26 protein-coding genes and 1 pseudogene are annotated in these 26,129 nt (G+C 72.0%); 12 read left to right on the top strand and 15 right to left on the bottom strand.

Annotated features, from left to right (window positions below; translation table 11 throughout):
• Window positions 1-414: pseudogene (locus tag AC156L_RS14320) on the top strand (hypothetical protein); the annotation flags it as partial.
• Between the two features lie 152 nt (window positions 415-566).
• On the opposite strand, the gene AC156L_RS14325 reads toward AC156L_RS14320, so the two are convergent.
• Window positions 567-1,409, bottom strand: a complete 843-nt coding sequence (locus AC156L_RS14325) for an aminodeoxychorismate lyase (protein WP_330879261.1) — start codon at window positions 1,407-1,409, stop codon at window positions 567-569.
• 34 nt (window positions 1,410-1,443) lie between these two features.
• Between AC156L_RS14325 and AC156L_RS14330 the strand changes: the two genes are divergently transcribed.
• The 5 genes from AC156L_RS14330 (at window position 1,444) to AC156L_RS14350 (ending at window position 5,798) form a co-directional block, all read left to right on the top strand.
• Window positions 1,444-1,881, top strand: a complete 438-nt coding sequence (locus tag AC156L_RS14330; protein ID WP_484406912.1) for a Fur family transcriptional regulator — start codon at window positions 1,444-1,446, stop codon at window positions 1,879-1,881.
• On the top strand, window positions 1,857-2,972 hold the full coding sequence (gene ygfZ / locus AC156L_RS14335) for a CAF17-like 4Fe-4S cluster assembly/insertion protein YgfZ (RefSeq protein ID WP_330879260.1): 1,116 nt from the start codon (window positions 1,857-1,859) through the stop codon (window positions 2,970-2,972). Before AC156L_RS14330 ends, ygfZ begins: the two co-directional genes overlap by 25 nt.
• Window positions 2,973-3,059: 87 nt before the next feature.
• The gene (locus AC156L_RS14340) at window positions 3,060-3,812 is read left to right on the top strand and encodes a 3-keto-5-aminohexanoate cleavage protein (RefSeq protein WP_330879259.1); all 753 of its coding nucleotides are present in this window, start codon (window positions 3,060-3,062) and stop codon (window positions 3,810-3,812) included.
• Window positions 3,813-3,872: 60 nt separating this feature from the next.
• Window positions 3,873-4,448, top strand: a complete 576-nt coding sequence (locus AC156L_RS14345; protein ID WP_330879262.1) for an RsiG family protein — start codon at window positions 3,873-3,875, stop codon at window positions 4,446-4,448.
• 189 nt (window positions 4,449-4,637) lie between these two features.
• Window positions 4,638-5,798 carry an MFS transporter gene (locus AC156L_RS14350; protein WP_330879258.1) on the top strand — a complete coding sequence of 387 codons (1,161 nt, stop codon included), beginning with the start codon at window positions 4,638-4,640 and terminating at the stop codon, window positions 5,796-5,798.
• A 516-nt stretch (window positions 5,799-6,314) separates the two neighbouring features.
• Here the strand turns inward: AC156L_RS14350 and AC156L_RS14355 are convergent.
• A complete protein-coding gene (locus AC156L_RS14355; RefSeq protein ID WP_484406914.1) occupies window positions 6,315-7,211 on the bottom strand; it encodes a DUF8083 family protein in 897 nt (298 codons plus the stop codon).
• A gap of 183 nt (window positions 7,212-7,394) precedes the next feature.
• On the opposite strand from AC156L_RS14355, the gene AC156L_RS14360 reads away from it, so the two are divergent.
• Window positions 7,395-7,580, top strand: a complete 186-nt coding sequence (locus AC156L_RS14360; protein ID WP_106196235.1) for a DUF3073 domain-containing protein — start codon at window positions 7,395-7,397, stop codon at window positions 7,578-7,580.
• Between the two features lie 66 nt (window positions 7,581-7,646).
• On the opposite strand, the gene AC156L_RS14365 is transcribed toward AC156L_RS14360, so the two are convergent.
• Entirely contained in the window at window positions 7,647-8,711 is a 1,065-nt protein-coding gene (locus tag AC156L_RS14365; RefSeq protein WP_330876992.1) for an NADH:flavin oxidoreductase/NADH oxidase, read from the bottom strand.
• Window positions 8,712-9,022: 311 nt separating this feature from the next.
• Here AC156L_RS14365 and AC156L_RS14370 point away from each other — a divergent pair, with 311 nt between their 5' ends.
• From AC156L_RS14370 to AC156L_RS14380, 3 genes are all read left to right on the top strand, one after another.
• Window positions 9,023-9,724, top strand: coding sequence for a Crp/Fnr family transcriptional regulator (locus AC156L_RS14370; protein ID WP_330876993.1), 702 nt, complete (start codon window positions 9,023-9,025; stop codon window positions 9,722-9,724).
• Between the two features lie 93 nt (window positions 9,725-9,817).
• Window positions 9,818-10,633, top strand: coding sequence for a hypothetical protein (locus AC156L_RS14375; RefSeq protein ID WP_330876994.1), 816 nt, complete (start codon window positions 9,818-9,820; stop codon window positions 10,631-10,633).
• Window positions 10,634-10,662: 29 nt separating this feature from the next.
• On the top strand, window positions 10,663-11,037 hold the full coding sequence (locus tag AC156L_RS14380) for a hypothetical protein (protein WP_330876995.1): 375 nt from the start codon (window positions 10,663-10,665) through the stop codon (window positions 11,035-11,037).
• 21 nt (window positions 11,038-11,058) lie between these two features.
• Here AC156L_RS14380 and iolD read toward each other — a convergent pair whose 3' ends face one another.
• From iolD to AC156L_RS14425, 9 genes are read right to left on the bottom strand one after another with little or no spacing between them, the layout of a single operon-like run.
• Window positions 11,059-12,909: a 3D-(3,5/4)-trihydroxycyclohexane-1,2-dione acylhydrolase (decyclizing) gene (gene iolD, locus AC156L_RS14385; protein WP_330876996.1), complete on the bottom strand. Its 1,851-nt coding sequence runs from the start codon at window positions 12,907-12,909 to the stop codon at window positions 11,059-11,061.
• Window positions 12,906-13,793: a 5-deoxy-glucuronate isomerase gene (iolB, locus tag AC156L_RS14390; RefSeq protein ID WP_330876997.1), complete on the bottom strand. Its 888-nt coding sequence runs from the start codon at window positions 13,791-13,793 to the stop codon at window positions 12,906-12,908. The genes iolD and iolB overlap by 4 nt, the downstream gene beginning before the upstream one ends.
• Entirely contained in the window at window positions 13,790-14,698 is a 909-nt protein-coding gene (locus AC156L_RS14395) for a Cgl0159 family (beta/alpha)8-fold protein (RefSeq protein WP_330876998.1), read from the bottom strand. The genes iolB and AC156L_RS14395 overlap by 4 nt, the downstream gene beginning before the upstream one ends.
• Window positions 14,695-15,624, bottom strand: coding sequence for a 5-dehydro-2-deoxygluconokinase (gene iolC / locus AC156L_RS14400; RefSeq protein ID WP_330876999.1), 930 nt, complete (start codon window positions 15,622-15,624; stop codon window positions 14,695-14,697). Before iolC ends, AC156L_RS14395 begins: the two co-directional genes overlap by 4 nt.
• Window positions 15,624-16,415 (bottom strand): ATP-binding cassette domain-containing protein, encoded by a 792-nt coding sequence (locus tag AC156L_RS14405; protein WP_330877000.1) that lies wholly within the window; start codon window positions 16,413-16,415, stop codon window positions 15,624-15,626. Before AC156L_RS14405 ends, iolC begins: the two co-directional genes overlap by 1 nt.
• Complete coding sequence (locus AC156L_RS14410; protein WP_330877001.1) at window positions 16,412-17,461, bottom strand: ABC transporter permease; 1,050 nt, start codon at window positions 17,459-17,461, stop codon at window positions 16,412-16,414. Before AC156L_RS14410 ends, AC156L_RS14405 begins: the two co-directional genes overlap by 4 nt.
• Before the next feature lie 32 nt (window positions 17,462-17,493).
• Window positions 17,494-18,501 (bottom strand): sugar ABC transporter substrate-binding protein, encoded by a 1,008-nt coding sequence (locus AC156L_RS14415; protein WP_330877002.1) that lies wholly within the window; start codon window positions 18,499-18,501, stop codon window positions 17,494-17,496.
• A 5-nt stretch (window positions 18,502-18,506) separates the two neighbouring features.
• Window positions 18,507-19,382 carry a TIM barrel protein gene (locus tag AC156L_RS14420; protein ID WP_330877003.1) on the bottom strand — a complete coding sequence of 292 codons (876 nt, stop codon included), beginning with the start codon at window positions 19,380-19,382 and terminating at the stop codon, window positions 18,507-18,509.
• Window positions 19,379-20,380 (bottom strand): Gfo/Idh/MocA family protein, encoded by a 1,002-nt coding sequence (locus AC156L_RS14425; protein WP_330877004.1) that lies wholly within the window; start codon window positions 20,378-20,380, stop codon window positions 19,379-19,381. Before AC156L_RS14425 ends, AC156L_RS14420 begins: the two co-directional genes overlap by 4 nt.
• A 138-nt stretch (window positions 20,381-20,518) precedes the next feature.
• Between AC156L_RS14425 and AC156L_RS14430 the strand changes: the two genes are divergently transcribed.
• Window positions 20,519-21,520 (top strand): LacI family DNA-binding transcriptional regulator, encoded by a 1,002-nt coding sequence (locus AC156L_RS14430; protein ID WP_330877005.1) that lies wholly within the window; start codon window positions 20,519-20,521, stop codon window positions 21,518-21,520.
• Entirely contained in the window at window positions 21,517-23,007 is a 1,491-nt protein-coding gene (locus AC156L_RS14435) for a CoA-acylating methylmalonate-semialdehyde dehydrogenase (protein WP_330877006.1), read from the top strand. Before AC156L_RS14430 ends, AC156L_RS14435 begins: the two co-directional genes overlap by 4 nt.
• Before the next feature lie 42 nt (window positions 23,008-23,049).
• Here AC156L_RS14435 and AC156L_RS14440 read toward each other — a convergent pair whose 3' ends face one another.
• From AC156L_RS14440 to AC156L_RS14450, 3 genes are read right to left on the bottom strand one after another with little or no spacing between them, the layout of a single operon-like run.
• Window positions 23,050-24,573, bottom strand: coding sequence for a tripartite tricarboxylate transporter permease (locus tag AC156L_RS14440; RefSeq protein WP_330877007.1), 1,524 nt, complete (start codon window positions 24,571-24,573; stop codon window positions 23,050-23,052).
• Complete coding sequence (locus AC156L_RS14445; protein ID WP_330877008.1) at window positions 24,573-25,076, bottom strand: tripartite tricarboxylate transporter TctB family protein; 504 nt, start codon at window positions 25,074-25,076, stop codon at window positions 24,573-24,575. Before AC156L_RS14445 ends, AC156L_RS14440 begins: the two co-directional genes overlap by 1 nt.
• Window positions 25,073-26,056 carry a Bug family tripartite tricarboxylate transporter substrate binding protein gene (locus tag AC156L_RS14450; RefSeq protein WP_330877009.1) on the bottom strand — a complete coding sequence of 328 codons (984 nt, stop codon included), beginning with the start codon at window positions 26,054-26,056 and terminating at the stop codon, window positions 25,073-25,075. The genes AC156L_RS14445 and AC156L_RS14450 overlap by 4 nt, the downstream gene beginning before the upstream one ends.
• Window positions 26,057-26,129 lie beyond the last annotated feature (73 nt).

Below are 26,129 nucleotides of genomic sequence, written 5' to 3' on the forward strand. Positions count from 1 at the left end.
GCTGATCGCCGAGTTCCGCAAGCAGCTCGACGCGCTGTCCACGACGACGGGCAAGCGCTACCAGATCACCGCGTTCACCCCGGCCGACCCGGCGAAGATCGCGGCGGGCTGGGAGCTGGCGGAGGTCCCCAGGCCCATGGACATCTTCAACGTCCAGGGCTACGACTTCCACGGCGCGGGTACGCGAACCTGGTGGCGAGCGTTCCGGGGTGCACGGCGCGGCACGACGAGGTCGCCGTGGCCACCTACTGCTACACGGGCGCGGGCGGCCAGTGGTGGACGTTCGACGACGTCTGGTCGATCGGGAAGAAGACCGCGTGGATCAAGAGCAGGGGATTGCTCGGAGCCGTGTTCCGGGAGATGTCCGGTGACACCGGAACGTTGATCAACGCGGTCGACGCGGGCTTGCGGTAATCGTTCCGCGGGGCCGTCCCGATCATCGGGGCGGCCCCCGCGGAATTCCGCGGCGGGCGGGGCCGGGAATCGCCGCGCGGACATCGTCGAAATATCTCTAGCGAATTATCGGTGACGGAAACCCGGCCGTTCCCCGAATGGAACGGGGGCGGCTAGTACTCCGACTCGTAGAGGTCCGACAGTTCCGCCGCCAGCGCGGAGGAATCGGTCAGCGGCTTGCCGTCGAGGGTGTGGACGCGGGTGATCTTGCGGACGCTCGACACCAGGAAGACGCCGTCGACGGTGTGCAGGTCCGCCGCCGGGATCGGTGCGACGACGACGGTCCAACCCCGGCGCTCCGCGGCGCGGAACAGGGCGGCCTGGGTGGTGCCGGGGAGGATGCCGAGGGTCGCGGGCGGCGTGGTGATCGTGCGGCCGTCGACCGCGAGCAGGGTCGAGGTGGGGCCTTCGAGGACGCTGCCGCTGGAGGTGGTGAAGACGACCTCGTCGGCGCCCCGGCGCTCGGCCTCGCGCAGCGCCGCCATGTTGACCGCGTACGACAGGGTCTTGGCGCCGAGCAGCAGCCACGGGGCGCGGTCGGCCAGACCGGGCTCGATGCCGCGGTCCAGGGTGACCGCGGAGATGCCCGCCGCGCGCTGGGCCAGCACCTTCGCGCCGATCGGCAGGCCGAGCGCGAAGCCGGTGGGCGTGCCGTCGCCGCCCTCGACCCCACGGGTGTAGACGAGCTTCAGCGCCATCTCCGAGCCACCGGACCAGTTGTCCAGCACGAGCGAGGTGGCCCGCTCGAACGCCGCCCGGTCGGGCTCGGGGAGCTCCAGCATCGCCGCGGACCTGGCCAGCCGGTCGAGGTGGGGGTCGAGCTCCCTCGGCTTGCCGTCGACGACGAGAACGGTCTCGAAGATCCCGTCGCCGCGCATCAGCCCGAGGTCGTCCACCCGCAGCAGCGGGGCGTCGGGGTCGGCCAGGGTTCCGTCGAGAAGAGCCAGCACGCGCATACGGGCAGACTACTCACGGCCTACCATCGGTGTGGTGGAGACCGCAAGCGGCAGGCAGGCGTTGCGCAAGACGTTGCACGAGCGCGGCATGCGCATGACACCCCAGCGGCAGCTCGTGCTCGACGCGGTGCGCGAACTGGGGCACGCGACACCCGAGCAGATCTGCACCAGGGTCCAGGCGACCGCGTCGACGGTGAACATCACGACCATCTACCGGACCCTCGACCTGCTCGACAAGCTCGGCCTGGTCCGGCACACGCACCTCGGGCACGGCGCGCCGACGTACTCGGCCGACGACCACGAGCACGTCCACCTCGTCTGCCACCGCTGCGGGCGGATGGACGAGATCCCGTGCGACCTGCTCGAAGGGCTGGCAGGAACACTGGGCGAGGCCTACGGGTTCGAACTTGACGCGAGCCACCTCGCGCTGTCCGGCACGTGCCGGGAATGCCTGGAACTGGAGTCCGAGTGAATTCACCGCTGCTCACCGCACCGGGTGCCGTCGCACCGTTCGACGGCGCCCCCGACCAGGGCGTGCCGTGGCACTTCGGCGACCCGTTCGCCGAGCAGCGGTCGGCGGCGCGGTCCGTCGCGGTGTTCGACCGCTCCCACCGCGGCGTGATCGCCGTGCCCGGTGACGACCGGCTGAGCTGGCTGCACTCGCTGACCAGCCAGCACTTCGCCGCGCTGGCCGAGGGCCGGGGCACCGAGGCGCTGGTGCTGGACGTCCAGGGCCGGGTCGAGCACCACGCGGTCGTCGCGAACGTCGGCGGCACCGTCTACCTCGACGTCGAGACCGCCACCACCGAGCCGCTGCTCAAGTACCTGGACTCGATGCGGTTCTGGTCGAAGGTCGAGCCGCGGGACGCGACGGCGGAGCTGGCGGTGCTGTCGCTGGTCGGCCCGGAGGTGACCGCGCTGCTGGCGAAGCTGGGCGTGCCGGTGCCCGCCGCGCCGGACGAGGCCGTGGCCCTGCCGGACGGCGGGCTCGCGCGCCGGATGACGTGGCCCGGCCACGACGCGGTCGACCTGCTCGTGCCGCGCGCCGACCTCGTCGCGTGGTGGGGCCGGCTGACCGACGCGGGCGCCCGGCCCGCGGGCACGTGGGCGTTCGAGGCGCTGCGCGTCGAGTCGCTGCACCCCCGGCTCGGGATCGACACCGACGAGAAGACCATCCCGCACGAGGTGAACTGGATCGGCTCCGCCGTGCACCTGGACAAGGGGTGCTACCGGGGCCAGGAGACCGTGTCGAAGGTGCACAACGTCGGCCGCCCGCCGCGGCGGATGCTGCTGCTGCACCTGGACGGCTCCCGCGAGGTGCAGCCGCGGACCGGAGACCCGGTGCTGCTCGGCGAGCGCGTGGTCGGCCGGGTCGGCAGCGTCGCCCTGCACCACGAGCTGGGCACGGTGGCCCTGGCGCTGGTCAAGCGCTCGGTGCCGGTGGACGCGGAGCTGCTGCTCGGGGTCGACGACCGGATCGTGCAGGGCGCGATCGACCCGGACTCGGTCCCGCCGGACACCCCCGCCCTCGGCCGGGAAGCGGCGAGGAACCTGGGTCGCTGACGGTCCGGGTCCTCCGGAACCGGTACCGGGACGTCAGGCGGTTGCGTGCCCCGTCGTCCGGCGCCGGACCTGTGCCAGTATTTCGGCATGGCCCGCACCGGCTCCCCCGGCACGATGCTCACCGTCGTCCCCCGATGGACGGAGTCGACCGACGTCCTGGTGGGAGCCGCGCAGAACAGCGAGCGCGTGGGCGTGAGCGTCGTGCGCCTGCCGCTCGCCGAGCCGGGCAGGCTCGCGGAGACCGTGGCCGGGGTGCGCGAACGGACGGACCTGCTGGTCCAGTTGGCCGACGTCACCGACGAACGCGCGCTCGACGCCCGCCCCGACTGCGCCTCCTGCCCGCTGGCGGGCGCGGAGTCCGAGGACGGCTGGGCGGCGCTCGTCAGGCTGCACGCGGCCCTGCGGGACCGCGGGGTCGCGGCGGAGTACGAGATCACCCGGATCGAGCAGGTCAGCGCCCTGCGACGGCTCCTCGACGACCACGGCCTCCCGCTGGGCGACCGCGTGCACGTCGGCCTCGTGCTGGGCGCTCCGGGTGGATCTCCGGGCGACGCGGCAACCCTGGTCGACGCCGTGCGTCTCCTCCCGGAGGGGGCGACCTTCTCGGCGGCGGGCCTCGGCGGGTCGACCATCCCGGTCATGCTCACCGCGCTGGCGACCGGTGGTCACCTCCGCGTGGGCACCGCGGACACCGCCGACTACGCCGACGGGCAGGCCGCACGGGACGACGTCCAGCTCGTGGCGCGCGCCGCGGGGCTGGCCAAGATCGCCCAACGGCCACCGCTCCCGGTGGCCGGGGCACGGGAACTACTGGGTGCGCACAGTCCGGTACAGGTTTGACACCACTTTGGAAGCAGGTTCGTGTTGGCGGCTGAGCAGGATCTACCTCAGGATGAGTACGTGATCGAGGTGCGTCCTGGCGGACGCCGCCGTATCGACAGGGTGCTCGCCCCTGACTACGCAGAGGGCGTCGAGCAACGCCCTCTAGCCGACGTGCGCGCACTGCGCGACGAAGCGGCGCAAGAAGAGACCGATCTTTCCTACCTACGACGCCTGCTGCACGCGCGGATCGACATCGTGCGTGCGGAGAAGCTGCGGCGGACCGATGGCGGTTCGTCCGTGGTCGACCAGCTGGCGACGATCCTCGCGTCCAACGCGGTGGGTCCGTCGACCGGCCTCGGCCGCTACCAGAGCCACGAGCCGTCACGGGCGGACGCCCACCAGCGGCACGTGGAAGCCCTCGTCTCGGACGTGGACCTCTCGGACGTCAGCACGCTGTCGGACGAGAAGCTGGACCTGACCCTGCGCACCTTCATCGGCGAGGAAGCCTCGGTTTCCCAGCGCCGCCGTCAGGTGCAGGTCGTCATGGACCAGCTCAACGCCGAGATCGCGGGCCGCTACCAGCGCGGTAGCGCGTCGGTGGACGACCTGCTCGCGAACGAGCGCGGCAGGCCGAACAACCGGCTGAGGGAGTAGTACCGGAGGCCCGGCACCACGTGCGGGCACGGCGGACTTCGCCGCTTCGACGTGCCCCGCGGGGCGTGCCGGGCGGCTTTTTTGCTGCTGCACGTGCAAATGCACTAACCGTGCGTCCGCCGCAGGCATGAGTTCCCGCACTGTGGGAGTTTCTTCCCGACCAGTGGACACCGGGCCTACGGTGCAGCCATGGCTGGTCGCTACCGGTGGGTGGTTCTGGGCGTGGGCGCCCTCGCGCAGGGCACCAACGCGGCCGTCTTCCTCGGCCTGCCCGCACTCACCCCGCAGCTGAGAGCCCACTTCGACCTGACCCTGCCGCAGGTGGGCCTGCTGGTGGGCGCGGTCAACCTCGGCACGATGCTCACCCTCGTCACCTGGGGCGCGCTGGCGGACCGCAGGGGCGAGCGGCTGGTCATGACGATCGGCGGCGCGGGGGCGGCCACCTGCCTGGCACTGGCCGCCACCGACCACGCCCTGCTGGCGGGCGCCGCCCTGCTGGGGGCGGGCGTGTTCGGCGCCAGCGTCAACGCGGCCAGCGGCCGAGCCGTGATGACCTGGTTCACCAGGGACCGACGCGGCCTGGCCATGGGCATCCGCCAGACAGCGACCCCGCTGGGTGCGGCGGCGGCGGCCGTGGCCCTGCCGGTGGTGGCCGCCGACGCGGGTGTCCCAGCGGCCTTCCTGGCGCTGAGCGCCTTCACCGCCCTGGTGGCGCTCACGGTCGCGGTCTTCATCCGCGAACCCCCGAACGCCGTCCGCTCCACCAGCGGCCAGGGCGTGATCCTCCGCGACCGCGGCCTGATCCGCCTCAGCACCGCCAGCGGCCTCCTGGTGGTCCCCCAGTTCACCGCCGCGGCGCTCATGGTCGAACTCCTGCACGAACACCGCGGCCTGGCCCTGGGAGCGGCAGCGACCCTGTTCGCGGCAGCGCAGGTGCTGGGAGGCGCGGGCAGGCTGGGCGTGGGCATCTGGTCGGACAGGGTGGGAAGCCGCCTTGGCCCGCTGCGCACCGTCAGCGTGCTGGTCACCGCGGGTTTCCTGCTGTCGGCGGCGCTGCTGGGAGCACCGGTCTGGCTGCTGGCGACGGTCCTGCTCCCCACGGCGGCACTGGCGCTGTGCTGGAACGGCCTGGCGGTGACGGCGGCGGCGGAGATGGCACCGGAGGGGAGCAGCGGCACGGCACTGGGGATGCAGAACACCGCCAACTACCTGAGCGCGTCGGTGACCCCGGCCGTGGCGGGCTGGGTGGTGGTCAGCGCGTCCTGGCAAGCAGCCCTGCTGCTGGCGGCCACGGCGGGCACGGCGGCCCGACTGCTGCTGCGCGACCGAGCCTTCGCGCCGACGGCCTGAGCAGCAAGCCGGCCACCACGGCCAAGCGGACCCCCAAAGGCGACCGACCACCGCCAAGCGGACCCGCCCAAGCCGACCACAACCACCAAAGCGGACCGACACAAGCCGACTGACCACCGCCAAGCGGACCCCCGAAGGCGACCCACCACCGCCCAAGCGGACCTCCAAAGGCGACCCGCCACCGCCAAGCGGACCCGCACAAAGCCGACTGTCACCCACACCCCACCCGGCCCCCCGATCCCCAGCGCCCTCATGGCCGGACGTGCCGGGTCAAGGCATCTTTCCCGCCTTGACGCGGTACGCCCGGCCATGACGACACTCGCGCATCGGGGGGACAGCCCCACCCAACAGCCCCACAGCCGCACAAACTCACCGAACCCGACCCACAACCCCGCGACCAGCCAGAACCAGGCGTCCCCCACCGAGCAGGACCCCCCGACACACACGCTACGACAGGGGTCTGACACTCCCGGGAAGCCAACGGAAGCCAACGGCGGCCAGCGGAGGCCAACGAATTCACCCGTGCCGCTCCCGCAGCCCCAACTCCGACCAGAACTCCCGCAACGACTCGTACCGGAGCGCCACGGCCTCCGAGTCCCCGGCCTCCAACGCGTCGATGATCGCGTTCACGTCCTGGGCCGACGTGTCCTCCAGCAGGTCCTTGTCCTCGACCAGCTGCACCAACCCGCCGTAGTCCAACTCCACGGCCGAGTGAGGGTGGAAGTTCTCCAGCCACCGTCCGGTGTCCGCCAGCACCCGAGCAGGCCCGTTCTCCCCGATCGAGCGCTTCACGATCGTGTGAGCCCGAGCGATCCGCCGCCGCGCGTCAGCCATCGCCACCCGCCAGGACAGCTGCCGGGCGGGATCGTTCTGCGGGGCCAGCACGATGCGCCTCGTGTCCGGGTCCACCAGCGCGAACCACGGCAGGGGCACGGTCCACGTCGTCGACACCACGTGGACGGCCCCGGCGTTCAGCTCGGCCATCACGAAGGCCGCTCGCGAGCGCGCCTCGTCGGCGCCCAGGTGCAGGGCCTCCTCGCGCAGCGGTCCGGTCGACTGGGCCAGGAAGCCGATGAGCCCGGCGGCCGACCTGGCCCGCAGGTCCAGGGGGCAGACCAGGGGCGGTGGCCCGACTCGGGCGGCGTCGCTGGTGGGCACCTCGGCCGGACTGATGGTCATCACGTCGAAGGGAGCGTTAGGGGCCGCGCCACGCCCGTCGGACCGATCTCCGGGCAGCAATCTCGGCGGCGTGGCCAACTGTGACCGCAACCACAGCTCGCGTTCGCGGTTCCCGGCGTCGGCTCGGCTCAGCGGTCCTTTTTCGAGCGCGCGACGCACCTGATCAGCCAACGCGGGTTCGAGTGCCGACAGCGGCTCGTACACCCGGAGGTAGGCGACGAACGGTCGAGGCACGTGTGCATCGTGCCATGGAGGCCCTCGGAGGAGATTGGGCGGTGCGTCTCACAACTCCCAGGGCCTACCGCGTCGCGAGGAACCCCATCGACACGGTACGGTAGTTACCAGGAACTAGTTGTCGAGACGAGTGGGGCCGCCGTTCCCCCGGCCGCCCCCGTCCCTGTCTGAGGGGGTCGAGCCATGGGGCGCGGCCGAGCGAAGGCCAAGCAGACGAAGGTGGCCCGAGAGCTTAAGTACAGCTCCCATTCCACCGACTTTGACGCCTTGCAACGCGAGCTGTCCAGCGGCGAGTCCGCGAATGGACACTTCAGCGACGAGCGACCAGACGATCCGTCGGAAGACGGATACGACGACTACCGTCGCTGAATCAACCTGGGACTCTCAAGGGTTGAGCTGCCACAAGCAGCTCAACCCTTGAAGTCTCGGGACCTTCTACAGCGCCCTCGCGTACTGCTTGGGTGCCCTCACCTCCGCCCCGAGCTGGCTTGCTGCGCGCAGCGGCCAGTACGGGTCGCGGAGCAGTTCGCGCGCCAGTAGGACGATGTCCGCCGACCCGTCGGCGAGGATCGTCTCAGCCTGCCGGGCGTCGGTGATGAGTCCGACGGCCCCGGTGGGCACTTCGGCCTTGTTCCGAACGGCGTCGGCGAACGGCACCTGGTACCCCGGTCCCAAGGCGATCTTGGCGTCCGGCACCAGGCCGCCGGTCGACGCGTCGATCAGGTCGGCGCCGACGTCCGCCAGGGCGCGCGAGAGCCGGATGCTGTCCTGCTCGTCCCACCCCCCGTCGACCCAGTCGGTGGCGGAGATGCGGACGAGCACGGGCACGTCCTCGCCGACCTCGGCGCGCACGGCCGCCGTCACCTCGACGGCCAGCCGGGTGCGGCCCTCGAAGTCGCCGCCGTAGGCGTCGGTGCGCTTGTTGGTGAGCGGCGACAGGAACTGGTGCAGCAGGTAGCCGTGGGCGGCGTGGACCTCGACGAGCTGGAAGCCTGCGTCGACGGCCCGCCGAGCGCCTGCGGCGAAGTCGCGGACGACCTGCCGGACGCCGTCCTCGTCCAGTTCGACCGGCGTGCGGTAGCTCTCGCTGAACGGCTCGGTGCCCACCCCGACGGGCGTCCAGCCGCCCTCCTCGTCCGGCACGCCGCCCTGCACGTCGTCGAACGGCGCGCGGGTGGAGGCCTTGCGGCCCGCGTGGGCCAGCTGCATCCCGGCGACGGCGCCGTGCTCGCGGATGAACCGGGCGATCGGCCGCCACGCCTCCCGCTGCTCGTCGTTCCAGATCCCGGTGTCGCCGGGTGAGATGCGGCCGACGTCCTGGACGGACGTGGCCTCGGTGATGACCAGGCCCGCACCGCCGACGGCACGGGAGCCGAGGTGGACCAGGTGCCAGTTGTCGGGCAGGCCGTCCACCGCCGAGTACTGGCACATCGGGCTCACGGCGATGCGGTTCGGCAGGGTCACCGACCGCAGGTCGAGCGGGGTGAACAGGAGGCTCACAGCGGGCTCCTTCTCTCGGGGACGCTGTGTCGTGCAAGGTTCGACGTCCGGCGTGTTGTTCCCCCGCGGACGCGGATCACACCTGGTGGGAGCAGCGGAATTCCAGTCCGTCCGGTATCCATTCCCAATAGAAGTTGATCATCAAATTGGTGATAAGCCGTATCACCTGCGCCGTGCGTCCAATTGGGTGTACTCTCCCCTGCACGTTCGGGGTCTCCGCCGCACACACTTACTCTCGGGTACGAGTGTGCGCTCACGATGAATTCGATTTTCACATCGCCCGCCGGTACCGACGAGTAACCAGGATCCAAATGCCATTGCCGACAGCAACACAGGATCTCGCGTGGCCGTCGAACAGCCTGCTGGGTCGCCTGCGCGAGGGCCCGAGACAGGAACTGCTGAACATCGGGACGGTCGTTCGCTATCCGGCGGACAAGGAAGTCATCGAGCAGGACGCGAAGGACACCCACGTCCTCCTGCTGCTGGACGGTGTCGTGAAGGTCCAGGCGTCGGACGAGACCGGCAACACGGCGCTGCTGGCCATCCGCGTCGCGGGCGACCTCGTGGGCGAGATGTCCGCGCTGGACCAGAAGCCGCGGTCCGCCACCGTGGTGACCTGCGGGGACGTGGTCGCCAAGATGATCAGCGCCGCCGAGCTGACCGCCTTTCTGCACCGCCGCAACGACGCGTTCCTCGAATTGTTCGCGATGACGAACGACCGGCTCCGGTGGGCCAATCAGCGCAGGCGCGATTTCCTCTCCCACCCCGCCGCCGAGAGGGTGGCCAGGGTGGTCTGCGAATTGGTGCAGACCTATGGCCGAGAAGAGACCGAGGGGTGGGTGCTGGGAATCCCGCTGACCAAAGTCGAACTGGCGTCGATCGCGGGCATGAAGCCGCGAACCGCCGAGAAGGCCTTCAGCGATCTGCGCAAGGCGGGCGTCGTGGTGAGCCACCTGAGGCGCAACGTGGTCGTTCCCGACCTGCGGCGTTTGCGTGAATTCGCGAGCTACTGAGACAAGACCGCACTTCTGCGGTTTTCCGTCCGATGCCGTACAGCACAGTGACTCTGCGCAGCAGCCTGTCGAATCCCCCGGAGGTCGTCCGCCATGAGCCAGGCCAACTTTCGGCGCAGTCTGCTCGTCTGCTGCGACCTGCGCAAGTACGGGGCGGCCGACGACCAGCTCCAGGGGATCCTCCAGGAACTGCTGGTCCAGAGCCTCGACCGGGCGGGCGTCGCGGCGGGCCTCGACCGCACCACGTGGCACCGCCAGCCCAAGGGCGACGAGGAGTTCGCCGTCCTGCCCCCCGACACCCCGGAGCGCCCCGTGGTGGACGACTACGTGCGGGCGCTGAACGCCGAACTCCGGTCGGTCAACCGCTACCGCGTCCCCGAGGCCAAGGTCCGCATGCGGATGGCCCTGCACCACGGCGCCGTCGTCGACGGCGCGAACGGCTTCCCCGGCAAGGACGCGGTCCTGGTCAGCCGCCTGCTCAACAGCGAGGCCGCGCACCAGGCGCTGGAGGACTTCCCCAACGCCGACCTCGTGGTCGTCCTGTCCGAACACCTCTACGACACGCTGGTCGCCGGGGGCCACACGTCCCTCAACCCGGCCGACTTCCGCAGGGTCGACGTGACCGTGAAGAACTTCAGCGGCCACGGTCGGATGTGGATCCCGGACGGCGACGTGCACGCGATGAACCTCGACGCCCCCGCGCCGCTCACCGAGCGGCCGCCCGCGCGAGCCGGCACGGTGAACCAGCACGCCGTGGCGAGCGGCGGCTCCACGGTCTACCAGGCGGGCAACGACATCCGCATCCCGCGAGCCGTGCAGAACGCGGACGTCATCCAGAACTTCGACCGCAACGACGTGAAGGGCTCGACCTTCGGCCCGAACTACCACGGGGGATCTGGCAAGAACTGATGGCGAGAACCAGGTTCGAGAGGAAACGGATGCCGGACGAAGGGCTCCGCCTGCTGGCGGGCACGGTCGCGGGCGCACTGGTCAAGGCGATGGACACGCACCTCTGGACGGGAGTCCGGACCGAGGTCGCGGGCGTGCTGGGCTCCGGCGAGCCGCGCAGGGTCGAGTTCGTCACGACCAGGCTCCAGGCCTCGCGCGACGAACTGGCCCTGGTACCGCTGGAGCGGCAGACCCAGGCCAGGGCCGAGTTCACCACGGAGTGGCGCGGCTCGATCCACGCCGTCCTCTGGGAGCACCCCGAACTGGAGGGTGAGCTGAGGGCCGTGCTCGGCGCCATCAGCCCCGCGCTGCCCCGCACCCCGGTCGACGCGGCCGTGCTGCACCCGGCCCCGCCAGGCCTCTAGCGACCGGGGGCCGCGGCGGGGTCACAGGTAGCGGACCTGCCGGGCCTTGTCCTGCCCCATCCGGTCGTGGGCGGCGTCGATCTCCTCGCGGTGCGAGACCGAGGGAACGGCGACCTCCCACCAGGCGCCCGCCTCGGTCCACGCGGCCGGGTGCGTCCGGATCACGACGACCGCGGGTCGCCGTTCACCGACGGCCGCCTCCCTGGCCCGCCGGTAGGCGTCGGCCAGGTCGTCCACCTCGTCGACCGCGAAGACCGCGCACCCCAGGGAAGCGGCGTGCGCGGCGAAGTCGGTGCGGGGCGGCGCGGCGTGCGCGCTCCGCACGTCCGCGTACATGTTGTTGAACCCGACCCCGCCCTGCCCGGTCTGCAACCGGTGGATCACCGCGTACCCGTCGTTGTCGCACACCACGGCCACGAACCCGTGCCCGGCGAACGCGGCCGAGAACAGCTCGGAGTTCAGCATCAGGTACGAGCCGTCGCCGACGAGGGTGGTGACGACGCCGGACGGCCGGGCGATGGCCGCGCCCCAGGCCCCCGCCAGCTCGTAGCCCATGCAGGAGAAGCCGTACTCGACGTCCATCGTGGACTCGCCGACGGCCCGCCACCCGCCGATCAGCTCGCCGGGCAGCCCGCCGGACGCCGTCATCACGTAGTCCTCGGGCGTGCTGAGGTCGTTGACCACCCCGACGACCTGGGCGTAGGTGGGCAGGTCCGTGTCCGGCGCGCGGAGCCCGTCGACGTGCTCGTCCCACCGGCACCGCTCGACCACCGCCTCGGCGGCCCACGTCGAGTCGGCCTGCCACTCGCCGAGGAGGTCGGTCAGCTCCCGCAGGCCCTCGTCGGCGTCCGCCAGCAGCGCCTGCGCGCCGTGCTTCACCGCGTCGAACCGGGCCGCGTTCAGCGTGAGCAGCGAGACGTCCGGGGAGAACACCGTCCACGACGCCGTGGTGAAGTCCTGCAACCGCGTCCCCACCGCGATCACGACGTCGGCCGCCGCGGCCAGCACGTTCGCCGACGTGGAGCCGGTGACCCCGAGCGGACCGGCGTTCAACGGGTGGTCGTGCGGCACCAGGGTCCGGCCCGCCGTGGTCTCCACGACGGGGATCCGGTGCTGCTCGGCGAACCTCAGCGCCCGGCCCGCCGCGCCGGAGTACCGGACTCCCCCGCCCAGCACCAGCAGCGGCTTGCGGGACCCCGTGATCAGCGCCGCCGCGTCGACCAGCGAGCGGAGGTCGGGGCGCTGGCGGACCAGCCTGTGCACCACGGGCCGGAACAGGGCGTCCGGGAAGTCGTAGGACTCAGCCTGGACGTCCTGCGGCAGGGCCAGCGTCACGGGCCCGCAGTCGGCGGGGTCGGTCAGCACCCGCGCCACCTGCGGCAGCGTCGACAGCAGCTGCTCCGGCCTGGTGATCCGGTCGAAGTACCGGCTCACGGCCCGGAAGGCGTCGTTGACGGTCGTGGTCGGGTCGTGGAAGTGCTCGACCTGCTGGAGCACCGGGTCGGGGGCGCGGCCGACGAACGTGTCGCCCGGCAGCAGCAGCAACGGCAGCCGGTTCGCGTGGGCGACACCGGCCGCGGTCACCATGTTCAGCGCGCCGGGCCCGATCGACGACGTGGCGACGCCGACCTGGCGCCGGTGCGTGGCCTTGCCGATGCCGACGGCGGCCAGCGCCATCCCCTGCTCGTTGTGGCCGCGCCACACCGGCAGCTCGTCGCGCACCTCTTCGAGGGCGTTGCCGATCCCCAGCACGTTGCCGTGGCCGAAGATCGCGAACACGCCGGGGAACAGCGGGGCCTCGGACCCGTCGAACAGCTCGGTCCGCTGCGCCGCCATCCACCGGACGAGCGCCTGCGCCGTGGTCATCCTCATGTCGTCCGTCCCTTCGCGGTCGTCACCGGGCACCGGGGGTCGAGCTGCTGGTCGGCCCAGCTCCCCCGCACCCACGTGTGCGCGGGGTCGTCGCAGAACGCCAGCGAGCGCTCCGCGCCGGGTCCGGCCAGGACGTTCAGGTAGTACATCGGGTAGCCGGGGGCGGCGACGCACGGACCGTGGTAGCCGCGGGGGATCAGGAACACGTCGCCGTCGCGCACGGCCACGTCCTCGTCCACCTCGCCGTCACCGGTGTAGGTCCTGTGCAGCCCGAACCCCTCGCGGGACGGCGTGACACCGTCGCGGCCCGCGATCCGGAAGTAGTAGACCTCCTCGTTCACGACCTCGCACGGCTCGGAGTCGTCGTGCTTGTGCGGCGGGTAGGACGACCAGTTGCCGTCGGGCGTGATCAGCTCGCAGGCCACGAGCTTGTCCGCGTGGTCCCACACGCCGGGCACGCCGAAGTTGGTGACCTGCCTGGTCGCGCTGCCCGCGCCGCGCACCTCGACCGGCACGTCCTCGGCCGGGCCGTACCTCGGGGCGAGCCGCCGGTCGCAGCGGGCCATCGGCAGCGCCACCTCGGCTCCCTCGGCGGACGTCAGCACGACGTGCGCGTCCCTCGGCACGTAGGCGAAGTCCGTGACCCTGGTGAACACCGACTCGCGGCCGGTCAGCTCGAACCGCTCGCCGTCGACCTCCACCGCGCAGCCGCCCGCGAGGGGCAGCACGAACGCCTCGAACCCGCCGGTGTCGACGGCGCGGCTCTCGCCCGCGGCGAGCACCAGCACGCGCAGGCCCGTGTAGGTCCACCCCGCCTCGGCCGGGCCGAGCCGGATCGGGTCGTCGCCGTCGGTCAGTGTCCCGAGTGGACGGTGCCAGCTCATGCCGTGACCTCCTCGTGCGCCGTGCGCAGCACGGCGGCGGCCGACGCGACCGCACCCGCCACGTCGCCGTCCGGTGGGTAGAGCAGGGCGCGGCCGACGACCAGCCCGCGCACGGCGGGGTGCCGCAGCGAGCGGCCCCAGGAGGCCAGGTCGTCCTCCGGCCGCGACGACGGCACGCCGCCGAGCACCAGCGCGGGCAGCGTCGTGCTGCCCAGCGCGACGTCCGGTTCGGCGGGCGCGGGGAGCTTGAGCCAGGTGTGCGCCGACGTCGTGCCCAGGCCGGCCGCGATGGCCGCGGCGCGGGCCAGTGACGCGGAGTCGTCGCGCAGCACCAGCTTCCCGGCGGCGTCCCGGTCGTACGGCAGCGGTTCGACCATCGCCATGAGCCCGAGCTGCGCCAGCGCGGACACGGCCTGCGCGCAGCCCTCCAGCGTCGGGGCGGTGCCCGCGTCGGAGTCGACCAGGCGCAGCAGCATCTTGCCGCCGTCGAGCCCGTTCGTGGCGATCGAGGGGGCGTCGTAGGCGGTGAACCGGTCGTCGACCTCCCAGTCCGCGCCCGCGAGGCCGCCGCGGTTCATCGACCCGATCACGACCCTCTCGTGCAGGCCGTCCAGCAGCAGCAGGTCCTCGACCACGTCCGGCGTGCCGAGCACGCCGTCCACCGCCGGGTCGGCCAGCGCGGTGAGCAGCCGGTCCAGCAGCGAGCGGCGGTCCGCCATCGCGAGCGGGTCCCCGCCCACGCCGAGCGCGCCGCGGGCGGGGTGGTCGGCCGCGACCAGGAACAGCGTCCCCCGGTCGGACAGCAGGGTCTTCCGGCGGCGACGGGCCTGGTAGGCCCGCCGGATCGAGCCGGGGTCGGTGGCGCGCGTGGTCAGCAGCTCCGCCCACCGCTGGTCGGTGATCACAGGTGCTCCTCGATCTCGTGCGGTTCGGGCATGGCGTCGGCGCACGCGAGCCGGGACGCCACCAGCGCGCCCGCGACGTTGGCGTAGCGGGCGATCCGCACCGGGTCCCAGCCCGCGAGCAGGCCGTGCGCCAGGGCTCCGCCGAACGCGTCGCCCGCGCCGAGCCCGCAGACCACGTCGATCGGGTGCGGCGGCACGGTCCACGACCCCTCGCGGGTCGCGACCAGCACGCCCTCCGCGCCCTTCTTCACCAGCGCCAGCTCCACGCCGCGGTCCAGCAGCCGCCGGGCCGCCTCGTCCGGGTCGGCGGTGCCCACGGCGACCTCGACCTCGGTCCGGTTGCCCACGGCCACGGTCACGTGGTCCAGCATCCAGCCGATCTCCCGGCGCGCACTGTCCACATCGGACCAGAACATCGGCCGGTAGTCGAGGTCCAGCACGGTGTGCGCCCGACGGCCGCGGTGCTCCAACACCCTGCGCTGGGTTCCCCGCGCGGGCTCGGTCGACACCCCGGTCCCGGTCACCCACAGCACCGGCACGTCCGCGACCACGTCCCACGGCACGTCCGCCTCGACCAGCGTCAGGTCCGGCGCGATCGGCGAGCGGTAGAACAGCAGCGGCGGGTCCTCCGGCGGGTTCAGCTCGCAGAACACCACCGGCGTCCGCAGGTCCGGCGAGGTGCCGACGTGGTCCGCCGACACGCCGAACCCCTCCAGCGCCTCCCGGACGTAGTCGCCGAAGCCGTCCGGGCCGACCTTGGTCAGCACGGCGGTCCGGCGGCCGAGGCGGGCCGCGGCCACGGCGACGTTGGTCGCGGTGCCGCCGAGCGACTTGGCGAACGTGCGCACGGCGGACAGCGGGACACCGCTCTGCTCGGGGTAGAGGTCGACGCCGACGCGGCCGACCGCGAGCACGTCCAGCGCCATCAGCCCGCGTCCCCCGTCCCGGCCGCCCGGAGTTCGTGGGACAGCGCGTCCAGCTCGGCGCCACCGGCCATCTGCCGGGTCAGCTCCTCGACGCCGATGTCGGCCTTGTCGTACGACCCGAGGGACCGACCCCGCTTGAGCAGCAGGAACCGGTCGCCGACCGGGTAGGCGTGGTGCGGGTTGTGCGTGATCAGCACGACGCCGAGGCCGCGGTCGCGGGCCCGTGCCACGTACTTCAGCACCACCCCGGCCTGCTTCACGCCGAGCGCGGCGGTCGGCTCGTCCAGGATCAGCACCTTCGCCCCGAAGTGCACGGCGCGGGCGATGGCGACGCACTGCCGCTCACCGCCGGACAGCGTGCCGACGGGCTGCTCGACGTCGCGCAGGTCGATGCCCATCTCCGCCAGCGCCTTCTTCGTGACGTCGCGGCCCTGCTTGCGGTCGAGCACCTTGAACGGCCCGACCCCCCTGGTGGGTTCGGAGCCCAGGAAGAAGTTGCGCCACACGCTCATCAGCGGCACCACCGCGAGGTCCTGGTAGACCGTGGCGATCCCGTGGTCGAGCGCTTCGCGCGGGGAGGAGAAGCTGATCTCCTCGCCCTCCACCCTCAGGCTCCCCCGGTCGTGCTGGTGCACCCCGGCGAGGATCTTGATCAGCGTGGACTTGCCCGCGCCGTTGTCGCCGAGCACGCAGGTCACCTCGCCCGCGTTGACGACGGTCGAGACGTCCCGCAGCGCGATGACGCTGCCGTAGGTCTTGCCGATCTCGGTGGTCTCGATCAGCGAGGTCATCGCCGCACCCTCTCCGCACGCCGCCGCAGGGCGTTGTTGACCAGCACCGCGGACAGCAGCATCACGCCGAGGAAGAGCTGGAACCAGTCGCTGTTCCAGTTGGCGTAGACGATGCCCTGGCGCGCCATGCCGAAGATCAGCGCGCCGATGGCCGCGCCCACCGCGGAGCCGAAGCCGCCGGTGAGCAGGCAGCCGCCGATGACCGCCGCGATGATGAACTGGAACTCCAGGCCGATGCCCTGGTTGGCCTGCACGCTGGTGAACCGCAGGATGTTGATCGACCCGACCAGCCACGCCGCGAACGCCGTGGTCATGAACAGGTAGATCTTCGTGCGCATCACCGGGACGCCGACCGCGCGGGAGCTGAGCGCCGACCCCCCGACCGCGAAGATCCAGTTGCCGAACCGCGTGCGCAGCAGGATCGTCGAGGCGACGACCGTGAACAGGACCCACCAGACGATCGAGATGTAGAACGACGTGCCGCCGAAGGTGAACGTCGAGGCGAACAGGAACCCGGCCGACTCGTAGCCGTCCGTCGTGCGCATCCCGGACACCTGCACGGTGCCGGTGACGACCCGCGTGATGCCGAGGTTGAGGCCCTGCAACGCGAGGAACGTGCCGAGCGTGACGATGAAGCTGGGCAACCCCGTCCGCATCACCAGCCACCCGTTGAGCGCACCGACGCCCAGCGCGAACAGCAGTGACGCGAACAGGGCCAACCAGACGTTCCAGCCGAGCTGGGTGGAGAGGATGGCCGTGACCAGGGCGGTGGACGCGGTCATGACACCGGCGGACAGGTCGAACTCGCCGCCGATCATCAGCAGCGCCACCGCCACCGCCATGATCCCCAGCGTGGACGCGTCGTCGAGCCAGGTCGCGACACCGCCGGGGCTCAGGAACTGCTCGGTCACGATGGAGAAGAACAGGAACACGAGCACCGCGCCGAGCAGTGACCCGATCTCCGGTCGGACGACCAGCCGGTCGAGCAGGCCGGGTCTGCGGACCCGCTCGTCGGCGCCGGACGACACCTCTGTTTGCGCTACCACTGCGTCCCCATCTCTCCCTTCCCGGCCGGTTCCTAGCGCGTTCCGCGCTTGGCGTACTCCTCGACCTTGTCCACGTTGGACTCGTCGACGAAACCGGGACCGGTCAGCACGGGCTGGCCGCCGCCGACGGTGTTCGCGTTGTCCTTGTAGAGCTTCAGCATCACGACCGGCAGGTAGCCCTGCTCGTACTGCTGCTGGTCGACGGCGAAGAGGACGTCACCGGCCTTGATGGAGGCGACCACGTCGCCGTTGAGGTCGAACGTCGCCACGGCGGCCTTGCTGGACGCGCCCTTGACCGCGCTCGCGGCGTTGACGGCGACCTGCGGGTTCAGCGCCAGCACGGCGTCGATCGACGAGTCGGTCTGGAGCGCGCCCTTGATGCGGGCCTCGATGTCGGTCGGGTTGTTGATGTCGACCTGGAGCGTCGACACCGCTCCGCCGAAACCGGTCTTCGCGCCGTCGCAGCGCTGGTTGAGGCCGATGTTGCCCGCCTCGTGGATCACGCAGAGCAGCTTGGCCTTGCCCGCTTCCTTGAGCTTCTTGCCCGCCTGCTCGCCCGCGATGCCCTCCTCCTGGCCGACGTGCGCGAGGGCGCCGAACGACGCGCTCCTGTCGCCACCGGAGTTGATGGTGATCACCGGGATGCCCGCCTTGACGGCGGCGTCGATCGAGGTCTTCAGCGCGTCCGGGTTCGCCATCGACACGACGAGGCCGCCGACCTTCTGCGACACCGCGTTGTCGATCAGCTTGGACTGCGCGGCCGGGTCGCCGTCGGAGTTGTAGTCGACGGTCACGCCGAGCGCCTTGCCCGCGTCGGTCGCGCCGTTCTTGACCACGTTCCAGAACGCGTCACCGGCGGAGCCGTGGGTGACCACGGCGACCTTGAGCGGCCCGCTGCTGGAGGCGGACCCGGTGTCCGGGCTGCCGGAACCGGTGGTGTTGCTCGCACCCGGCCCGCTGCACGCGGCCAGCAGGGCGGCCGCGGCGACGCCGAGACCCACGCGCAGAACACTTCGTCTTGCAGAGCGAACAGACGTCATCGTCCCTAGCCCTTTCCGATGATCTTGTTGAGGTGCGCCAGGCTGCGCGTGGTGTCCCGCACCGGGGTGTCGGTCGGACCGCCGTCACCGAGCGCGGTGTCCTGTTCGAGGACGAACCACCCGGTGTACCCCGCCTCGCGGACGAGGGTGACGAGAGCCTCCACGTCGACGTCGCCGTCGCCCAGCGGCACGTAGATGCCCCGCTGGACCGCGGTGGTGTAGCCGATCCTCCCGTCGCGCACCTGCTCCGCGATGTCGGCCCGCACGTCCTTGAGGTGCACGTGGCCGATCCTGTCCGGGTGGCGGCGGGCCAGGTCGACCGGGTCCGTGCCACCGATGAGCAGGTGGCCGGTGTCCAGGCAGAGCTGGAGTTCGGAGTCCGCGAGGAACCGCTCGACCTCGGCGGACTTCTCGACGTGCGTGCCGACGTGCGGGTGCAGCACCGTGCGCAGGCCGTGGCCCGCGGCGACGTCGGCGATCTTCGCGGAGGTCTGGACCAGCGTCCGCCACTGCTCGTCGGTCAGGGCGGGCCGCTCGTCGTACCCGTCGAGCCCGGTCGCGGCGGCCAGCACCAGCACCCCGGCGCCCGCGGCGGCCAGCAGCGCGGCGACCCGGTCCGCTTCCTCCACGGTGGCGGGCACCCGCGGCGGGTCGTGCAGCACGACCGCGAGGAACCCGCCGACCAGCCCGAGGCCGTGCTCCGCCAGCAGCGCCTTCAGCTCGGCCGGTTCGGACGGCAGGTAGTCGGGCGGGCCCAGCTCGGTCGCGGTCAGGCCGAGCGACGCCATCTCGCCGAGCACCTGGTCGGCCTCCAGCACCCGACCCCAGCCGGGTACCTCGCACACGCCCCAGGAGATGGGTGCGCCGGCGATCTTCGTCATGCGTCGACTCCTGTCAGGCGGACCGGTGCGCCCGAACGCCGGGAAGCCTCGCACGCCTCGGCGAGGCGGAGGCTGATCAAACTCTCCCGCGCGGGGGACGGGTTCGCCACTTCGCCCGCCACGACCTGCGTGAACACGGTCATCTCGTTGAGGTAGGCGCGGTGGAACCGCTCGGGGAAACCGGGGTACGCGTCGTCCGCGACGACGGGGCCGCCGGGTTCGAGCGAGGTCAGCGGGGTGCGGGCGTCGACGCCGACGGCGAGCGAGTCCTTGCTGCCGAGCACCTCGATGCGGTGGTCGTAGCCCAGCGGGTCGTGGCGGCCACCCGCCAGCGCGGCGTGCGCGCCGCCCGCGAACCTCAGCAGGACCACGGCGTTGTCCACGTCGTCCGCGTCGGCGAACGCCTGGTTCACCAGCACGGAGCCCGAGGCGTACACCTCGACGACGGGCTCGCCGACCAGCCACGGGACCGCGTCGAGGTCGTGGATCAGCAGGTCGCGGAAGATGCCGCCCGAGGCGGGCAGGTAGGCGAGGTCCGGCGGCTGGGCGTCGTTGCCGATCGCCCGCACCAGGTAGACGTCGCCGACCTCACCCGCGCGGATGCGGCGGTGCAGCTCGAACACCGCGGGGTCGAACCGGCGCTGGAAGCCGACCAGCACCTCCACCCCGGACGCCTCGACGTCGTCGACGAGGGCCCGCATCTCGTCCAGGTCGCTCGCGATCGGCTTCTCGCACAGGGCGGGGACCTTCGCGGCCAGCGCCGCCCGCAGCAGCGCCGGGTGCGTGTTCGTGGGCGTGGCGAGCAGCACTCCGTCACTCGCGGTGAGCAGGGCGTCCAGGTCGTCGACGGCCTTCGTGCCGGGCAGAGCGGCCGAGGCCAGCGCGGCACGGCCGGGAACGGGGTCGAAGAGGAGCACCTCGTCGACCTGGTCCAGCGCGGCGAGGTTGGTGGCGTGCATCGTGCCGATCCGGCCGACTCCAGCGACTCCGATCCGCATGCGGAGGGTCTCCGTCCTGGTAGGAGGTCTGTGGCGTTAGAGCGCTCTATTGGTTGGAGCGCTCCAATGCTGTAGCTTCCGTCACACGGGTGTCAAGGGGGCGTTTCCGGCTCGTGACCCGCGAACGAGGAGGTGGCGGTGGTCAGGCCAACCATGGAGGACGTCGCCAAGCGGGCGGGGGTGTCCCGCGCGCTGGTGTCGCTGGTGATGCGGGGATCACCGAAGGTGAGCGAGCAGCGACGCGCCGCCGTGCTGCGGGCGGCCGAGGAACTGGGCTACTCGCCGCACGCGATGGCGCGCTCGCTGGCCAGCCGCACCTCCACGGTGCTCGGCGTGATGGTCTCCGACCTCCACAACGCGTTCTTCGCCGAGGTGGTCGACGGCCTCGACGCCGTGGCGCGCGACCAGGGCTTCGAGCTCATCATCAACACCGGTGGCCGCAGCCCGGCGCGGGAGCGGCGAGCGCTGGACAGCCTGCTCTCGTTCCGCCCGGCGGGCCTGGCCCTGCTCAGCCCCGTGGTGCCGACGGCGGCGATCAGCAACGCCGCCGACCACCTGCCGATCGTGCTGGTCGCCAGGTCCTCGCGCGTGTCCGGCGTCGACACGGTCAACGACGACGGGGAGCAGGGCGCGGGCCTGGCCGTGGACCACCTGGTTTCCCTGGGCCACCGCGACATCGTCCACCTCGACGGCGGTGAGGGCAGCCAGTCCGGTCCGCGCCGCCGGGGCTACGTCAGCGCCATGGCGAAGCACGGCCTCGAACCGAGGGTCGTCGCCAGCGAGTACACCGACGCCGCCGGGGCGCGGGCGGTCGAGGAGCTGCACCGCGGCGGGCGCGTCCCGACCGCCGTCATCTCCTGCAACGACTTCAACGCCGTCGGCGCGATCTCCGCGCTGGAGGAGGCGGGCTTCCGCGTGCCGGGTGACGTCTCGGTCGTCGGCTACGACAACACGTCCCTGGCCGCGCTGCGCCACGTCTCGCTCACCACGGTCGACCAGCCCCGCAACCAGATCGGCCGGTTGGCCGCCGAAGCCCTGATCCAACGGGTGCGCGGCGAGCGCACCGAGCCGGTCCGCCACCTGCTGCACCCGTCGCTCGTCGTCCGGAACACCACCGCCGCCCCAGGAGGACCGTCGTGAGCCCCACCATCCCGCACTGGATCGACGGCGCCCGCACCACCGGGGTGTCGACCCGGACAGCGGACGTCTTCAACCCGGCGACCGGCGAGGTCACCGGCCGGGTGGGGCTGGCCGACCAGTCCGACGTGGACCTGGCGGTCGCGTCGGCGGTCAAGGCCGCGGCCTCGTGGTCGGAGTCCTCCCTCGCGACCCGCACCCGCGTCCTGTTCGACTACCGCCAACTGCTGCACGAGCACCGCGACGAGCTGGCCGCGATCATCACCAGCGAGCACGGCAAGGTGCTGGACGACGCCGCGGGCGAGGTCCAGCGCGGCCTGGAGGTCGTGGAGTTCGCGTGCGGCATCCCGCACCTGCTCAAGGGCGAGCACTCGGAGCAGGTGTCCCGCGGGGTGGACGCCTACTCGGTGCGGCAGCCGCTGGGCGTGGTCGCGGGCATCACGCCGTTCAACTTCCCCGTGATGGTCCCGATGTGGATGTTCCCGGTGGCCATCGCGAGCGGCAACGCGTTCGTCCTCAAGCCGTCGGAGCGCGACCCGTCGGCGGCGGTGCGGCTGGCCGAGCTGTTCGGCGAGGCAGGCCTGCCGGACGGCGTGCTCACCGTCCTGCACGGCGACGCGACGGCCGTGAACGCCCTGCTGGCCCACCCGGACGTGGCCGCGGCGTCGTTCGTGGGCTCGACGGCCATCGCCAGGCACGTCTACGCGCGCGGCACGGCGGCGGGCAAGCGCGTGCAGGCGTTGGGCGGGGCGAAGAACCACATGGTCGTGCTCCCGGACGCCGACCTGGACGTGGCCGCGGACGCCGCGGTGTCCGCCGGGTACGGCAGCGCGGGCGAACGCTGCATGGCCATCTCCGTGGTGGTCGCCGTGGGCGACGCCGCCGACGCGCTGGTGGACAAGATCGCCGAGAGGACCGCCGGGCTGGTCACCGGCCCCGGCACGGACCCCGCCTCGCAGATGGGGCCGCTGGTCACCGGCGCGCACCGCGACCGGGTGACGTCCTACGTGGACACCGGCGTCGCCGAGGGCGCGTCGCTGGTGGTGGACGGCCGGGGCCACGCGCCGGACGGCCACGAGAACGGGTTCTGGCTCGAGCCGACCCTCTTCGACCACGTCACCCCGGAGATGTCGATCTACCGGGACGAGATCTTCGGCCCGGTCCTCGGCGTGGTGCGCGTGCCGACGTTCGACGCCGCCGTGGACCTGGTCAACGCCAACCCCTACGGCAACGGCACCGCGATCTACACCGGTGACGGCCTGGCGGCCCGCGAGTACCAGCGGCGGGTGCACGTCGGCATGGTCGGCATCAACGTCCCCATCCCGGTCCCGATGGCCTACTACTCCTTCGGCGGCTGGAAGGACTCCCTGTTCGGCGACACCCACGTGCACGGCGCGGAGGGCGTCCGCTTCTACACCAGGGCGAAGGCGGTCACCGCCCGCTGGCCGCGCCAGCACGGGATCGACCTGGGCTTCCCGACCCACGGCTGAGGGGTTCCCCGGTCCACGGCGGTGCCGTGGACCGGGGAGCGCTCAGACCCCGACCTCCTCCCGGTCGGGCGCGGACGGCGGCGCGGGCTTCTCCGGCCGGACCGCCTTCCAGACCAGCGGGAAGAACAGCAGCACCGCGATGATCACGTAGACCACGATCGAGAACGGCGTGTTCACCAGCCCGACCAGGTCGCCGTCGGAGAGCTGGAGCGCCCGCCGCATCTGCTGCTCGGCGGCCGGTCCGAGGATCACGCCGATGATCGCGGGCAGCACCGGCAGCCCGTACCGGCGCATCACGAACCCGAGCACGCCGATCGCGAACATGATCAGCAGGTCGAACACGTCGGCGTTGACCGCGTAGGCCCCGACGCTGGCGAAGAACAGGATGCCCGCGTACAGGTAGGGCCGGGGGATCCGCAGCAGCTTCGCCCACAGCGGCGCCAGCGGCAGGTTCAGCACCAGCAGCAGCGTCAGGCCGATGAACAGCGACGCGATCAGGCCCCACACCAGCGAGGACTCCCGCTGGAACAGCAGCGGCCCCGGCTGGATGCCGTACTGCTGGAACGCGGCCAGCATGACGGCGGCGACGGCCGTGGTCGGCAGGCCCAGCGTCAGCATCGACACCAGGGTCCCGGCCGCGGACGCCGACGCGGTCGCCTCGGGTCCGGCGACGCCCTCGATGGCGCCCTTGCCGAACTCGTCCCGGTGCTCCTTCGACAGCCGCTTCTCCGCGACGTAGGACAGGAACGTGGGGATCTCGGCACCGCCCGCCGGGATGGCCCCGAACGGGAAGCCGATGAACGGCCCGCGCAGCCACGGCTTCCAGGCCCGCTTCAGGTCGGCCCTCCCGAGCCACGGCCGTCCGACCGGGATGGCCTGGCCGGTGGTCCGCCGCAGGTGCGCCGCGACCCACAGCGACTCGCCGACGGCGAACAGCGCCACGGCGACGATCACCACGTCGATGCCGTCCGCCAGGTGCAGCGACCCGAACGTCAGCCGCTGCTGCCCGGTCATCTCGTCCAGCCCGACCAGGCCGATGGTCAGCCCGATCAGCAGCGACGCGAACCCGCGGACGCGCGACGCGCCGAGCACGGACGTGACCGCGATGAACGCCAGCACCATGATCGCGAAGAAGTCCGGCGCGCCGATGTCCACCGCGAACTCCGCGACGGTGGGCGCCAGCAGGACCAGCATCGTCGTCCCGATGATCCCGCCGATGAAGTGGCCGATGGCCGCGGCGGCCAGCGCCTGCGACCCCCGGCCCTTGCGCGCCATCGGGTTGCCGTCGATGGCCGCCACCACGGCCGCGCTCTCCCCCGGCGTGTTCAGCAGGATCGACGTGGTCGACCCGCCGAACATCCCGCCGTAGTAGATCCCGGCGAACATGATGAACGCCCCGGTCGGCTCCAGCCCGTAGGTCACGGGGAGCAGCAGCGCCACGGCCATGGCGGGCCCGATCCCCGGCAGCACGCCGATGGCGGTGCCGAGCAGCACGCCCAGCGCGGCCATGGCCAGGTGCGTCGGCGTCAGCGCCGTCGCGAAGCCGTCCATCAACTGCTGGAACATCACAGCACCCCCATCAGCGGACCGCCGGGCAGGGGAACGCCGAGCAGGTTGTTGAAGACCAGGAACGTCGCCACGGACAGCCCGGCGGCGATCAGCGGGTCGCGGACGAAGTGCCTGCTGCCCAGCGCGTACGCCGCGCCCCAGAACAGCACGGCCCCGGAGATCGGGAACCCGACCACACCGATCAGCGCCGCGTTGGCCAGGAAGGCGCCGCACAGCAGCAGCACGGTCCGGAAGTCGGCGGGCGCGGCGAGGTCGACGTCCTCCCCGCCCTCGGCCTCACCCCGGCCACCGCGCAGGACGTCCCGCGCGAGGAGCACCGCGACGACGAGCAGCGCCGTCCCCACCACGATCGGCACGGCCCTGGGCCCGACGGGCCCGCGCTGGGCGAAGTCCGTGTGGATCCGCACCGCGTCCACCAGCACCACGACCCCGAGCACCACCAGGACGGCGGACACCCCGAGTTCGGAACGCTCCCTCAACCACGTCTTCGCAGTCGTCATGCCAACCCCAAGTCCTTCAGCACCGTCGCCACCCGCGTGTTCTCGTCCTCCAGGAACGAGCCGAACCGATCACCCGGCGCGAAGGCGTCGGTCCACCCGTTGCGCTCCAGGGCTTCCTTCCACTGCGCGGTGCCGTGGAGGGTCGTGAAGAGGTCCACCAGCCGGTCGCGGTCGGTGTCGGAGATGCCCGGCGGCGCGACGATCCCGCGCCAGTTGCTGAACTTCACGTCCACACCGGCCTCCACCAGCGTCGGCGCGTCCACACCGGGGATCCGGTCGGCGCTGGTCACGGCCAGCACCCGCAGCGTCCCGGCCTGGATCTGGTCGCGGTACTCGCCGATGCCGGACACGCCGAACGCGACCTTGCCGCCGAGCACGGACGCGAGCAGCTCGCCGCCGCCGTCGAACGGGATGTAGTTGACCGTCCTGGGCTCCAGCCCCACGGCCTTGGCCATCAGCATCGGGGCCAGGTGGTCCGGCCCGCCGGGGGACGACCCGCCGCCGACCGGGACGGCACCGGGGTCCGCCTTCCACGCGGCCACCAGCTCACCCAGGTCCCGGTAGGGCGACTCCTTGCCGACCACCACGATGTCGGGCTCCTCGATCAGCTTCGCGATCGGCGTGGTGTCCAGCAGGGACGAGGGGGCCTTGTTCGTGTAGACGGAGCCGACGACGCCGAGGCCCATCGACATGACGAGCTTCCCGTTGCCCCGCTCCGCCACGGTCCGCCCGAGCCCGACGGTCCCGCCTGCGCCGGGCAGGTTGAACACCTCGGCGTTGCGCAGCAGGTCCGCGTCCTCCATCGCCTTGGCCGCGGTCCGCGCGGTGATGTCGTACCCGCCTCCGGGGGCGTTGGGCACCAGCACCCGCAGGGCCCGGAGCTGGCCCGCGGCGCTGTCCCCACCGGGCGTGAGCAACGGCGGCAGGACGACCACGGCCGCCACCGCCGCCCCCACCGCCAGCCAGTTCCTGATCCGCACTGTGATCTCCGCCTCTCCTGCGCTTGGATGGGATGTTGCACCCGTGTTAACCGGATGTCCCGATTGCGGGCGT

It is taken from the genome of Umezawaea sp. (assembly GCF_057122925.1).

Coding starts and splice junctions, on each gene's coding strand:
- AC156L_RS14350 (WP_330879258.1), top strand. CDS start 4,638: ATGGCTGGTCGCTACCGGTGGGTGGTTCTGGGCGTGGGCGCCCTCGCG.
- AC156L_RS14360 (WP_106196235.1), top strand. CDS start 7,395: ATGGGGCGCGGCCGAGCGAAGGCCAAGCAGACGAAGGTGGCCCGAGAG.
- AC156L_RS14440 (WP_330877007.1), bottom strand. CDS start 24,573: ATGTTCCAGCAGTTGATGGACGGCTTCGCGACGGCGCTGACGCCGACG.
- AC156L_RS14380 (WP_330876995.1), top strand. CDS start 10,663: ATGCCGGACGAAGGGCTCCGCCTGCTGGCGGGCACGGTCGCGGGCGCA.
- AC156L_RS14405 (WP_330877000.1), bottom strand. CDS start 16,415: ATGACCTCGCTGATCGAGACCACCGAGATCGGCAAGACCTACGGCAGC.
- iolB (WP_330876997.1), bottom strand. CDS start 13,793: ATGAGCTGGCACCGTCCACTCGGGACACTGACCGACGGCGACGACCCG.
- ygfZ (WP_330879260.1), top strand. CDS start 1,857: ATGCCTGGAACTGGAGTCCGAGTGAATTCACCGCTGCTCACCGCACCG.
- AC156L_RS14370 (WP_330876993.1), top strand. CDS start 9,023: ATGCCATTGCCGACAGCAACACAGGATCTCGCGTGGCCGTCGAACAGC.
- AC156L_RS14325 (WP_330879261.1), bottom strand. CDS start 1,409: ATGCGCGTGCTGGCTCTTCTCGACGGAACCCTGGCCGACCCCGACGCC.
- AC156L_RS14375 (WP_330876994.1), top strand. CDS start 9,818: ATGAGCCAGGCCAACTTTCGGCGCAGTCTGCTCGTCTGCTGCGACCTG.
- iolC (WP_330876999.1), bottom strand. CDS start 15,624: ATGGCGCTGGACGTGCTCGCGGTCGGCCGCGTCGGCGTCGACCTCTAC.
- AC156L_RS14340 (WP_330879259.1), top strand. CDS start 3,060: ATGGCCCGCACCGGCTCCCCCGGCACGATGCTCACCGTCGTCCCCCGA.
- AC156L_RS14415 (WP_330877002.1), bottom strand. CDS start 18,501: ATGACGTCTGTTCGCTCTGCAAGACGAAGTGTTCTGCGCGTGGGTCTC.
- iolD (WP_330876996.1), bottom strand. CDS start 12,909: ATGAGGATGACCACGGCGCAGGCGCTCGTCCGGTGGATGGCGGCGCAG.
- AC156L_RS14420 (WP_330877003.1), bottom strand. CDS start 19,382: ATGACGAAGATCGCCGGCGCACCCATCTCCTGGGGCGTGTGCGAGGTA.
- AC156L_RS14445 (WP_330877008.1), bottom strand. CDS start 25,076: ATGACGACTGCGAAGACGTGGTTGAGGGAGCGTTCCGAACTCGGGGTG.
- AC156L_RS14425 (WP_330877004.1), bottom strand. CDS start 20,380: ATGCGGATCGGAGTCGCTGGAGTCGGCCGGATCGGCACGATGCACGCC.